The following is a 12524-nucleotide window of genomic DNA, read 5'->3' as shown; positions in this document are numbered from 1 at the left end:
CATATAAGGTTAGCATATTGATAACGACACTATCTTGCATATTTAAAACTAGATAAGTTATTATTCTAAATCCACCACTTTTACCCTTACCCTTGCTCTTTACTGCTAGTCTAATTTTATATAGGCCTGCGCCTAGATCATTACCCTGTTGCGGATTCTCAAGAAGTTTCTCTTCAAGTTCATAGAGATCTTCAACTAAAGAAAGATATTTCTTTTTGTAGACTTTGGCTTTTTTAATAAAAACATCTGAATAAATAACTTCATTAGCCATTAAATATCTTTTAAACTTAAAGGCTTCCGTCTCCCTTGCTGCATTTCCTTAATCTCTTTTAAGGCTTGAGCAATTTCAGAGGTTATCTGACTTGTTGGTTCAGATTTAACTTTTGCACCAATTTTGCTAAGGAATTCTTTTACAAAACTTGCGTCTTTATCCTTAATTTCTATTGTTAAAGTTGTCATAATTACAAATTTAGCAAAATTTATTTAACCATATTTTCTATTGCTTTATTCACTTTTCCGAAACCAAACTGCGACAGCACGTCCTGCATTGCTGCAGTAATCTGCTCATTACAAAGGTTGCCGATGCTGCCTTCGTGTGTATGATGTATCTGGCTAGATGGGGCAAAAGTACCACTTTCTATCTGTTCGCCAACAATTTTATATGCCTCCCTAAACGGAACACCCTGCAAAGCCAGATCGTTCACTACTTCAACGCTAAACAGGTAATCATATTTTTTATCTTTCAAAATATCATCATTGATGGTGATGTTCTGGAACATAAAAGTGGCTATTTCCAAACATTCGTTTAAAGAAGTAATTGCCGGGAACAGGTTTTCTTTCAGCAATTGGAGATCGCGGTGATATCCTGACGGCAGATTGGTAATCATCATGGCAATTTCGTTCGGCAGGGCCTGGATTTTATTACAACGTGAGCGGATGAGTTCAAAAACATCAGGATTTTTCTTGTGCGGCATAATGCTCGATCCTGTAGTAAGCTCGGGCGGAAAACTGATGAAACCAAAATTCTGGTTGATGAACAAACAAACATCCATTGCCATTTTGGCCAAAGTTGCGGCCACTGCACTCATGGCCTGTGCCAAAATCCTTTCGGTTTTACCACGGCCCATCTGGGCATAAACCACATTATAGTTTAAGCTTTCGAAGCCTAATAACTCGGTTGTTAACGTTCTGTTTAATGGAAACGATGAACCATAACCCGCAGCAGAACCCAATGGGTTTTTATTGGTAATTTTCCATGCAGCCAGCATTAATTCCATATCATCAGCCAGGCTTTCGGCATAAGCACCAAACCATAAACCAAATGATGATGGCATGGCGATCTGCAAATGGGTATAACCTGGCATTAATTTGTCTTTATGCGTATTGCTCAGTTCAATTAACTGCTTAAACAAAGTTGAAGTTTGGCTAACCATATCTTCGATACAGGCCCTGAAAAACAATTTCAGATCAACCAAAACCTGATCATTACGCGACCTGCCGCTATGGATTTTTTTACCTGCCTCGCCTATACGCTGGGTTAGTAACCATTCTACCTGCGAGTGCACGTCTTCTACCGTATTTTCGATGGTGAAATTTCCAGCTTCAATTTCGGCATAAATGTTTTTAAGTTCCTTTTGAACCGTTTTTAATTCATCAGCTGTTAACAGATTAATGGTTTCGAGCATTTGGGTATGTGCCAAAGAGCCCAAAACATCAAATTTTGCCATCTGTAGATCCAGTTCGCGGTCTTTCCCTANTGTAAAACTTTCTACAAACTGATTAACATCTATATTTTTTTGCCAGATTTTCATTATAGTCTTTATTTTTTAACGGGCAATGAAGCTTGCTAAGCAGGTTTCATATTCCATTATTTACTGAAGTTCTAAACAAGAAAATTCATCCTGTTTTATAAAATCATTTATTAATTCTCTTTTTCCGATTAATGTTTTGTCAATTCCAACAGTGGTATTATTCCCAAAGCGAAGCCATATTATTTTGGGAGGATGCCCATATAAGTTCGAAAATTCGTAAAAATCTGCATCGAAGGTTACAATTACATAGCCGTTTTGACCAGCAAAAGTCCAGATATCCTTATCTGACCTGTTTTCTAATCCTAAACGCCTTATTTGATCACAAGCTGGAAAATCAGTTTCTAAAAGTTTTGTTATCCTATGTGATATGTTTTGATCGAACAATAATTTCACTAGGCAACTCTTATATTATGTTCCCTATCTGCAGAGTAGGCCAGACAGGCTAATACTTCTTCTTCTTTAATTTCAGGAAAATCTTCTAAAATGTTCTGAATAGTCATCCCGTTAGACAACCAACTTAAAACATCATAAACAGCAATTCTGGTCCCTTTTATACAAGGCCTACCAAAGCGTTTGTTTGAATCGATTTCTATGAAATTAGAATAAGTTTTCATCATGTAAAGATAAACAATATTATAAGATTTCACTCATAGACAACTTTAAACCTTTGATTTCGAAGCTTTAACCTTCAACAACCGGTTTCAACATATTTACGTAACCTGCAACACCTTCGGCTACCTCGCGCACGTACAAAAACTCATCGGCCATGTGCGAGCGACCTGAAAATCCTGGTCCACACTTTACCGACGGGATATCCAGTAAAGCCTGATCGGATGTTGTTGGCGAACCGTAAGTAGTTCTTCCCAATGCTACACCAGCCTGAACCACCGGATGGTTTTTATCAATCGACGAAGGCTTTAAACGGATAGAACGCGGGGTAACATCACAATCAACATTTGCACGGATAATTTCCAAAACTTCTTCATTGGTATAGGCATCTGTTACCCGTACATCAACCGTGAAAGTGCAATTTGCGGGCACAACATTATGCTGCGAACCTGCATTGATAATGGTCACCGTCATTTTTAACGGACCAAAAACCTCAGATACTTTAGGAAACTGGTAATTTCTGAACCACTCGATATCTTTTAATGCTTTGTAAATGGCATTTTCTCCCTCTTCGCGCGCAGCATGACCGGCTTTACCGTGAGATACACAGTCCAATACCAATAAACCACGTTCAGCAATGGCTAAATTCATTTCTGTTGGCTCACCTACGATTCCGAATTCGAGTTCACCTAAATCAGGCAGAACGAGTTCCAAACCATTATTGCCCGAAATTTCTTCTTCAGCGGTTGCGGCCAGGCAGATATTATATTTTAGATTTTCCTGTTCATAATAATATAAAAACGTACCGATCAGCGAAACCAAACATCCACCGGCATCGTTGCTCCCCAAGCCAAACAATTTATCACCTTCGATAGCCGCATCATAAGGATCGCGTGTAAAACCAGAATTTGGTTTCACCGTATCATGATGAGAGTTTAAAAGCAATGTTGGCTTGCTTGCATCAAAATGTTTGTTATAAGCCCAAACGTTATTCATTTTACGCTGGGTTTTAATCCCTCTCTCCTCCAAAAACTGCGCAATTAAATTTGCCGTCCGGTCTTCTTCTTTACTGAAAGACTGGATGCGGATTAACTGTCGCAATAAATCAAGACTTTCTTTTTGTATATTTTCTAGTAACATAGTAGCAAGTAATTGATAACGGGTATCAAATAGTTAGTATCAAGTAGCAAGATAAGTTTTATCTCGAACCTGTTACTTTTTAATTCTGGTTAGGCACATCATCCATCTTACCTTAACCATTTTACATCCGTTTTAACCTTCTTTGGTATACAGATTCCCAGCTTTTAGCGCCGAGAGCTTAATACCTTTTATCAGTGATGAACTAAAACCATTGTGTTCCATTTCGTTTAAACCGGCAATGGTACAACCTTTCGGCGAAGTTACCTTATCTATTTCTGATTCTGGGTGTGTTCCGTGTAATAAAAGCAGATCAGCTGCACCTTTTGCTGTTTGCACTGCCATTTTCAGCGCCTCATCGGCATGGAAACCAATTTCTACACCACCCTGCGATGCTGCTCTGATTGCCCTCAAGAAAAACGCAATACCACAGGCGCAAAGTGCTGTTGCCGAAGTCATTAAATCCTCGTTTATTTTAACTACTGAACCAACTGTTTCGAACATTTTGGTCACGTTAGTAATATTTTCTGCCGAAGCATTATCGCTGGCCATACAGGTCATCGATTGGCCGATGGCAATTGCCGTATTTGGCATTACCCGGATTACCTCAACATCATCACCTAATTTTTCCCTAACCGCAGCGCAACTTACGCCCGAAATAACCGAAATAACCAAATGTTTAGCAGGAACAACCGAAGAATGGATTTCATCTAAAACCGTATTCAATTGCTGGGGCAGAACGGCTAAAATCACAACATCTGCATCCACAACAGCTTGTTTGTTATTGTTACTTACCTTGAAACCGGCTTCGGCGTACGACTTTAAATGATCGATGTTTCTGCGGGTAAGTGTAATGTCGGCAGCTTGGGCGAAGTTGGCTTTTACCAAACCTTTTGCTAAAGATAAACCGATATTTCCACTACCGATAATGGCTATTTTTTTTGACATAATTATTGTTCTTTCAGTTTGATTTCACAGATTGGTTGATTGCACAGATTTATTTTCCTTCGGGTTGATTGCACTGATGATAGGATTATACCGATTTTCGGGGTCCAGTTTTATGTACCGCGTTTAAAACCTTACACCCTCAACCTCTCGCCTTAAACCTTATTTCAGCATTTTGGTCCCGAAAGTATCTTCGGCAAGTTCAGTCAGTTCATTGGCTTTACCAATATACACTGCCGAAACACCTTTTTTAATGGCTTCGAAAGCATTGTGCAACTTAGGGATCATTCCCCCCTGTACTGTTCCATCTGCTTTTAAACCTTCAAATTCATCTGCTTTGATTTCTCTCACTACCGAAGCATCATCATTAACATCTTTCAGTACTCCTTTTTTCTCAAAGCAATATACCAAACGTGTTTCATATAATCCCGACATCGCTACCGCAACCGAAGATGCAATGGTATCGGCATTGGTATTGAGTAATTGCGAGTTCCCATCGTGTGTAATGGCACACAATACAGGAACCAATCCGGCTTTCAGCAAACTGTCTAAGGTATTTGAAGACACAGAATTTTCATCTAAATCACCAACATAACCATAATCGATTACCTCACCCGCCAAGGGCCCAGGAGCGGTACCGTGCGTTACCGTTTTTAACGGACGTTTTGTTGCCTTGATCACATTTCCATCAGCACCACTCAAACCAATGGCATTGCTGCCTTTTGCCTGTAATTGCGCGACCATATTTTTATTGATCAAACCAGCGTAAACCATCGTTACGATCCGTAAAGTTTCGATATCAGTAATCCGCCGGCCTTCAATCATTTTGGCTTCAATGCCTAACGATTCGCCCAATTCGGTTGCAATTTTACCACCACCATGTACCAGGATCTTATCTCCCGGTAATGCGGTAAAATCCAACAAAAACTGATGCAGGTTCTCTGAATTATCGATTACATTTCCGCCGATTTTTATGATAGTGAGTTGTCTATTCTTCATTTCTATAGAAAATTTCTGAAAGTTGATTTAATTTTTCTGCAAGCAGTTTTTTATCGATCAATTTAGTTTCGTAATCTGCGATTAAAGCTGGCGACAAGTTTCTGGCTAAGGCGTATTCTACAACCTCAACATCTTTACCTTTGCACAATAAAACACCAATACTGGGATTTTCGAATGGCCGCTTAACATCTCTATCCAAAGCTTCGAGATAGAAATTTAATTTCCCCAAAAATTCTGGTTGAAATTCTTCTATCTTCAACTCAAACAATACCATACACTGTAAATCGCGATGGTAAAATAGCAGGTCTGTATAATAATCTTTATTTCCAACTTGTAACCTGTATTCGCTTCCCATATAGGTAAAGCCTTTTCCCATTTCCAATATGAAATTTTGCAGGTTTTTAATTAAGGCCTGTTGTAAATCGTTTTCCGAATGAATTTCAGGTAGGGCTAAAAACTCAAAAACGTATGGGTCTTTAAAAATTCCCTCTGGCAACTGTCTGGTTATTACAGAGTCAAATTTATTACCAAGCATAGTGCGTTCAAAAGTAGCAGAATTTAACTGACGCTCGAGCTCTCTTTTTGATAATCTTTCAGCTAAGCATAAATTGAGGTAATAGAACTTTTCTTCAATGCCCTTAGTCTTTGATAAAATCAATAAATGATGCGCCCAATTAATTTTAGATAATATCCTTTTGCAAAATTCAAATGAATTATTGCCTAATTGTGTCACCGGTGGTGACACTTTTACATCATTCTGATTATCAATACAATCCAATTGTGTCACCACTGATGACACAATTTCGTCATCGCTATAAACCTCATAAAATTGTTTCATTCTATAAAGTCCACGACGGTTAAATCCTTTTAACAAAGGCTGCCTTTTTATTATATAATCAGCTAAGTCGTTTACTGTTCCATCGCCCCAATTACCGTTGGCAACTTTTTCAGAAACAATTTGTCCAACGTTAAAATATAACATTACAAGTTCCGCATTCGCTTTGGTGTAAACCCTGTTCCGGGCCTCCGTAATAAGCAAAATAATATGCTCGAAATCTGTTGTAATATTTTTAATTGGATTATCCATTCAGCAAATGTTATTTCAATTCTTCCAGCATTGCTTTAATTACTGCCTGTGCTGCCCACAAACGGTTGCCCGCTTCGTGGATAACCAAAGAGTTTGGTCCATCTAAAATCTCAGATGATAATTCCAAATCACGGCGTACGGGTAAACAGTGCATTACTTTTGCATCGTTGGTAAATTTCAACTTTTCGTTATTCATCATCCAACCATCAGGGTAAGTTAAAACTTTACCGTATTCTTTATAACTGCTCCAGTTTTTCACATACACATAATCCGCTCCGGCCAAAGCCTCTTCTAAATTATACTGGATGTTTGCTCCAGGAGTAAAATCTTCCGAAAGTTCATAACCTTCTGGTTGTGCAATCGTAAAATCGATCATGCCTTCAGTTTGGGCTTTACACATCCACTCGGCGAACGAATTAGGTACTGCCTGTGGCAAAGCCTTAACATGCGGCGCCCAGGCTAAAACCACCTTAGGTTTGCGGCCATCTGGTTGTTTTGTCCACGTTTCGTGGATGGTAATAATATCGGCAAAACTCTGTAAAGGATGTCGTGTTGCACTCTCTAAACTCACCACTGGTACAGCACAGTATTTCACAAATTTATTGAAAAAGTCTTCGCTGTAATCCTCTTCACGGTTGTTCAATTTCGGGAAAGAACGTAGTCCTAAAATATCGCAATATTGTCCCATTACAGCTGCTGCTTCACGGATATGTTCAACGGTTGTACCGTTCATTACCACACCATCCTGTGTTTCTAAAGCCCAGCCTTCTTTGTCCATATTCATCACCATTACGTTCATACCCAAATTTAAGGCCGCTTTTTGCGTACTTAACCGGGTACGTAAGCTCGGGTTCATGAAAACCAACCCCAGGGTTTTGTTCTTACCTAAATCCTGGTGTGCATAAGGATTTGCTTTTAACGCAAGTGCATCATTTACAAACTGTTTGATGCTTGGAACATCGTGTACGGAAGTGAAAAGTTTCATATTAAGGTATAAGGTTTAAGGTTTAGGGTTTAAGGTTCCCCTCAACCTGCTCTTAAATATTTCAAAAACGGCACGGGTTTAGTGTTTTCATTTTCCACCCGCCCTTAAAAATTTTAAAAATGAAATTAGCATTGCTCTAACTTCATTAATTGATTGGTTAACTTTTAAATATTCTTCTTCGCTTATATATTTCAATTCTGAAGCACATAAACAACAATAATCAATTTCATTTGTTGATCCCAGTGCCGTGTCTAAAAAATGTGCAAAATCTTTATCTGTAAATCTTCCACATCCTTCAACAATATTTAAAGGTATAGATAAGGATGCTCTAGTTAATTGAGACGTTAATTCAAATCGCTCTTCTTTTGGAAATTGAGTTGCAATATTCTTTTTAATGAACATATTCAACTCATGTGCTTTTTTCCAAACGTCAAGTTTTTTATAGTCTCTCATTACCTTACACCTTATGCCTTACACCTTTTACCTCTTTTTCAAACGCTGCCAAAAACTCGTCAGCGTGTGCTTTTGTTAGGTTTAAAGCTGGCAATAAACGGATTACGTTAGGTTTAGCTTCGCCGGTAAAAATATGGTGGGTAAACAACAGCTCTTTTTTAACGTGCGCCAGTTCTGCAGGTAATTCGATCCCGATCATCAATCCACGGCCACGTACTTCTACCACCTGCTCAAATTTCTTCAATTCAGCAATCAGGTAATTACCTACCTCTTCGGCATTTTTGATCAGGTTATCTTTCTCCATCACCTCTAAAACCGCAAGTGCAGCAGCACAGGCCAAATGGTTACCACCAAAAGTTGTACCCAACTCACCATGCCAAGGTTTAAACTTAGGAGCAATAGAAATCCCCGCTACCGGAAATCCATTACCCATTCCTTTTGCCATGGTGTATACATCGGCTTCAACACCCGAATAATCGTGTGAGTAAAAAGAGCCGGTACGTCCGTAGCCACATTGTACGCTATCCGCAATATATACAGCATTATATTCATCACAAAGTGAACGGATTTTTTGAAGGAAGCTTTTGGAAGCTTCTTTGATGCCTCCAACGCCCTGGATACCTTCGATAATTACCGCCGAAATATCATTGCCCTGCGCTTTAAAAGTTTCCTCTAGAGCAACTTCATTATTAAAAGGCAAAAAGATTACATTTTCGGTCTGGTTAACCGGAGCCACAATTTTGGGGTTATCGGTTACGGCAACTGCCAAAGAGGTACGTCCGTGGAAAGCACCTGTAAAGGCAATCACCTTTTTTCTGCCATTGTAAAACGAAGCCAGTTTTAAAGCATTTTCGTTTGCTTCGGCACCTGAATTACATAAAAACAGTTGGAAATCTTTTTTACCGGATACTTCACCCAATTTTTCGGCAAGCTGAACCTGTAAAGGAATTTTAACCGAATTGGAGTAAAAACCAACTTTATTTAACTGATCGGTTAAACGGCTTACGTAATGTGGATGGGTATGACCTATTGAAATCACAGCGTGACCGCCATATAGGTCTAAATATTGTTGTTCGTTAGCATCCCAAACATTGCTGCCGGCTGCTTTGGTTATTTCTATATCGTTAAGTGGGTAAACGTCGAATAAATTCATTTTTTAATAAGGTTAAAGACCAAAGACTAAAGACCAAAGCTTCTTGCAATATTTCATATAGCATGACGCCTAATCTATCAGTATTCAATCTTGGTTATTGTCTTAGGTGCTTAATTAAGCCAATTAACATTGCTTTAACTTCACCAGCCATTTTATAAATTTCTAAATACTTGCCTTCTTCAAGATATTCTAAATCTTTTGCCAGAAAACAAGCGTATTCCAATTCTTGAACAGAGCCTAAAGCATTATCAAGAAAATGCGCAAAATCTTTTTCGGTTCGCCGCCCCGCTCCTTCAACAATATTTAATGGAACAGAATATGCCGCTCTTTTTACCTGACTTTGCAAATCATATTTTTCATGAGGAGGAAAATCAGGCAAAATAAATTTGTAGACATATAGAACCATCAAATGTGATTTCTTCCAAACATCCAATTTCTGATAATCTCTCATTTTCTAAACTTAAAGGTAAAAGCAAAAAGACTAAGCTTAATGCAATATTTAAATCATTATTTCCTTTATGTTGGCACCATGCTATCTTTGCTTTGGTCTTTGGACTTTCAGCTTTGGTCTGTAAGCCTTCAGCCTAGAAATTCGCGGCCTTCAACCTAAGCCCAGCTGTTTCTTCAAAGCCGAACATTAAGTTCATATTCTGAACTGCTTGTCCGCTGGCTCCTTTTAGCAGGTTATCGATAATGCTGATGATAAATAATTTACCTCCGTGTTTTTCTACATGAACCAATGCTTTATTGGTATTTACTACCTGTTTTAAATCGATATTATTCCGGCTTACATGCGTAAAAGGATGTGCGCTATAATATTCTTCGTAAAGGTTTTGTGCCTCTTCCAAAGTTAGATCGCTTTCGAGGTACATGGCAGCCAAAATGCCCCTGGTAAATGCTCCACGTTGTGGAATAAAGTTTAAAACTTCCGAAAGTGATGGCTGTAACTGCAACAAACTTTCGCTGATCTCGTTCAGGTGCTGATGTTCAAATGCCTTATAAATAGACAGGTTGTTGTTTCTCCAACTGAAGTGCGAAGTGGTAGCCAAACTCTGTCCGGCACCGGTTGAACCGGTTGTTGCATTGATGTGAACCTCTTTCTGGATTAAACCTTTTGCAGCCAAAGGCAATAATCCTAATTGGATACAGGTTGCAAAACAACCCGGATTGGCAATATTTTTAGCAGTTTTAATCTTTTCGCGGTTTAGTTCGGGCAATCCGTAAACAAATTCGCGGTTTTCGAATGCCGATTTTTCATTTAATCTAAAATCCTGTGATAAATCGATGATTTTAATGTTTTCGTTGATCGGGTTTGCGGCCAAAAACTTTTTAGCATCGCCGTGACCAACACATAAAAATAATACATCGATATCTTGCGGAATGTCGCTTACAAATTTTAAATCGGTATCGCCGATTAAATCAGTATGCACATCCGAAATCAGGTTTCCTGCGTTACTGGTACTATTTACAAAAGCAATTTCAACATTTGGGTGGTTAACGAGGATGCGCAACATTTCGCCTCCAGTGTAACCTGCACCACCGATTATTCCTGCTTTAATTTTATTCATCTCTATGAGTTTAGTGCTATTTTATAAAGAAAAAATTCTTCGTCATTTCCCTGCTTTACAAAACCGATACTTTCGTAAAGGTGCTGTGCATTAAAATTGTCGATAGCTGTTTCCAATTGTACAAATGTAGATCCGTTGGTTTTGGCAAAATCCATGGCGGTTTTAATTAGTTTTTCGCCAATTCCCTGCTTGCGGTAATCTTCAGCAACATATAAATCATTCAGGATCCAGTTTTTACTTAACCTTACAGAAGAATATTTTGGATATAACTGCGTAAAACCTACGGGCTGCAAACTATCGGTATCAACGGCCACAAAAATGACAGATTCGTTATGCTGTAAGCGTTCATCAATAAAGGCCCTGGCCATCCCGATATCCGAAAACTGTTTATAAAATATACGATACTGGTTAAACAGGCCAACTACTAAGTGGGCTTCTGTTAATCCTAGCTGTTTAATCGTTATATTATTCACAATCGGTTCTGTCGTTTTGGGTTGAAAAGGGTTTAGGGTTTGAGGCTTAAGGTGTAAGGTTTAATGCGCATAAACTGACCCTAAACCTTACACCCTTTACCTTATACCTCTTAAACTATCTTTCGTTATTCACTTTATGCCAGATCATTACCTGGTTACCGAATATTTTAGAGAAACCTTTTACATCTTCCCCGCTCCAGGCATTGTTCATTTCGCCGTAGCTACCAAATTTATTGCTCATTAAATCGTGGTTCGATTCAATTCCGATAATCTGGAAACGGTATGGCAATAACTCTACAAACACTTTACCGCTCACAAATTTTTGTGTATCGGCCAAAAATGCCTCAATATTCCGCATAATCGGATCGTGGAACTGACCTTCGTGCAACCAGTTACCATAGAAGGATGATAATTGCTCTTTCCAGCTCAATTGCCATTTGGTTAAGGTATGTTTTTCTAAAGTATGGTGTGCTTTAATGATAATGATTGGTCCGGCAGCTTCGAAACCCACACGGCCTTTAATGCCGATAATGGTATCGCCCACGTGGATATCCCTACCTATGCCGAAAGGTTGAGCAATGGCTTGCAATTTTTGGATTGCTCTTACCGGCGCTAATTTCTCACCATCAATGGCAACCAGTTCGCCTTTTTCGAAAGTTAATTCTACTTTACGCGATTCGGTTTCAGTAACCTGTGTTGGCCATGCACTTTCAGGCAAAGTTTCGTGAGAGGTTAAAGTCTCTTTTCCACCTACCGAAGTTCCCCATAAACCTTTGTTGATTGAGTACCTTGCTTTTTCGGCACTATATTCTACACCGTGTTGCGCCAGATATTCGATTTCCGCTTCGCGTGATAATTTTAAATCCCTGATCGGGGTAATAATCTCTACTCCGGGGATCAGGATGTTAAAGATCATATCAAAACGAACCTGATCGTTACCCGCACCGGTACTTCCGTGGGCCACGTAATCAGCACCGATTTTTTTAACATAATTGGCAATAGCGGTTGCCTGACTTACGCGTTCTGCACTAACCGATAATGGGTAGGTTGCATTTTTTAACACGTTACCAAAAATCAGGTATTTGATACAGTCCTCATAATATCCTTCTGTTTCATCTACCACAGCATGCGATTTTACGCCCAAAGCATAAGCTCTTTTCTCAATTTCCTGCAATTCTTCGTCAGAGAAACCACCGGTATTTACAATTACCGAATGAACTTCCAATCCGCGGTCCTGTGCAAGGTAAATACAACAAAATGAGGTATCTAAGCCTCCGCTAAATGCTAAAACAACTTTTTTCATG

16 protein-coding genes are annotated in these 12524 nt (G+C 39.0%); all 16 read right to left on the bottom strand.

Features of this window, described 5'->3' with window-relative positions:
- Nucleotides 1-271 (bottom strand): hypothetical protein (locus B2V92_RS09745; protein WP_293307334.1); only part of this gene is annotated, 271 nt, incomplete at its 3' end.
- Entirely contained in the window at nucleotides 271-459 is a 189-nt protein-coding gene (locus B2V92_RS09740) for a hypothetical protein (RefSeq protein WP_293307332.1), read from the bottom strand. The genes B2V92_RS09745 and B2V92_RS09740, both read right to left, overlap by 1 nt.
- Nucleotides 460-479: 20 nt before the next feature.
- Entirely contained in the window at nucleotides 480-1811 is a 1332-nt protein-coding gene (argH, locus tag B2V92_RS09735) for an argininosuccinate lyase (protein WP_293307330.1), read from the bottom strand.
- Nucleotides 1812-1871: 60 nt separating this feature from the next.
- Complete coding sequence (locus B2V92_RS09730; protein WP_293307328.1) at nucleotides 1872-2204, bottom strand: DUF5615 family PIN-like protein; 333 nt, start codon at nucleotides 2202-2204, stop codon at nucleotides 1872-1874.
- The gene (locus B2V92_RS09725) at nucleotides 2204-2428 is read right to left on the bottom strand and encodes a DUF433 domain-containing protein (protein ID WP_293307326.1); all 225 of its coding nucleotides are present in this window, start codon (nucleotides 2426-2428) and stop codon (nucleotides 2204-2206) included. Before B2V92_RS09725 ends, B2V92_RS09730 begins: the two co-directional genes overlap by 1 nt.
- Nucleotides 2429-2492: 64 nt before the next feature.
- Nucleotides 2493-3560, bottom strand: a complete 1068-nt coding sequence (locus B2V92_RS09720) for a M20 family metallo-hydrolase (protein WP_293307324.1) — start codon at nucleotides 3558-3560, stop codon at nucleotides 2493-2495.
- Between the two features lie 132 nt (nucleotides 3561-3692).
- Entirely contained in the window at nucleotides 3693-4505 is an 813-nt protein-coding gene (gene proC, locus B2V92_RS09715; protein ID WP_293307322.1) for a pyrroline-5-carboxylate reductase, read from the bottom strand.
- A gap of 159 nt (nucleotides 4506-4664) precedes the next feature.
- Nucleotides 4665-5501: an acetylglutamate kinase gene (argB, locus tag B2V92_RS09710; RefSeq protein WP_293307320.1), complete on the bottom strand. Its 837-nt coding sequence runs from the start codon at nucleotides 5499-5501 to the stop codon at nucleotides 4665-4667.
- Complete coding sequence (locus B2V92_RS09705; RefSeq protein WP_293307318.1) at nucleotides 5491-6588, bottom strand: PDDEXK nuclease domain-containing protein; 1098 nt, start codon at nucleotides 6586-6588, stop codon at nucleotides 5491-5493. Before B2V92_RS09705 ends, argB begins: the two co-directional genes overlap by 11 nt.
- A 10-nt stretch (nucleotides 6589-6598) precedes the next feature.
- Nucleotides 6599-7573, bottom strand: a complete 975-nt coding sequence (locus B2V92_RS09700) for an acetylornithine carbamoyltransferase (protein ID WP_293307316.1) — start codon at nucleotides 7571-7573, stop codon at nucleotides 6599-6601.
- Nucleotides 7574-7660: 87 nt separating this feature from the next.
- Entirely contained in the window at nucleotides 7661-8026 is a 366-nt protein-coding gene (locus tag B2V92_RS09695) for a four helix bundle protein (protein WP_293307314.1), read from the bottom strand.
- 4 nt (nucleotides 8027-8030) lie between these two features.
- Nucleotides 8031-9179, bottom strand: coding sequence for an aspartate aminotransferase family protein (locus B2V92_RS09690; protein WP_293307312.1), 1149 nt, complete (start codon nucleotides 9177-9179; stop codon nucleotides 8031-8033).
- 94 nt (nucleotides 9180-9273) lie between these two features.
- A complete protein-coding gene (locus B2V92_RS09685) occupies nucleotides 9274-9630 on the bottom strand; it encodes a four helix bundle protein (RefSeq protein ID WP_293307310.1) in 357 nt (118 codons plus the stop codon).
- 133 nt (nucleotides 9631-9763) lie between these two features.
- Nucleotides 9764-10747 carry an N-acetyl-gamma-glutamyl-phosphate reductase gene (gene argC, locus B2V92_RS09680; protein ID WP_293307308.1) on the bottom strand — a complete coding sequence of 328 codons (984 nt, stop codon included), beginning with the start codon at nucleotides 10745-10747 and terminating at the stop codon, nucleotides 9764-9766.
- Between the two features lie 2 nt (nucleotides 10748-10749).
- The gene (locus tag B2V92_RS09675) at nucleotides 10750-11220 is read right to left on the bottom strand and encodes a GNAT family N-acetyltransferase (RefSeq protein WP_293307306.1); all 471 of its coding nucleotides are present in this window, start codon (nucleotides 11218-11220) and stop codon (nucleotides 10750-10752) included.
- A 115-nt stretch (nucleotides 11221-11335) separates the two neighbouring features.
- Nucleotides 11336-12523 (bottom strand): argininosuccinate synthase, encoded by a 1188-nt coding sequence (gene argG / locus B2V92_RS09670; protein ID WP_293307304.1) that lies wholly within the window; start codon nucleotides 12521-12523, stop codon nucleotides 11336-11338.
- Between the last annotated feature and the right edge of the window lies 1 nt (nucleotide 12524).

It is taken from the genome of Pedobacter sp. UBA5917 (assembly GCF_002432345.1).
Classification (GTDB): Bacteria; Bacteroidota; Bacteroidia; order Sphingobacteriales; family Sphingobacteriaceae; genus Pedobacter.
Note: the sequence above shows the minus strand (reverse complement) of the source record. Positions and strands in the feature narration are given on the sequence as shown.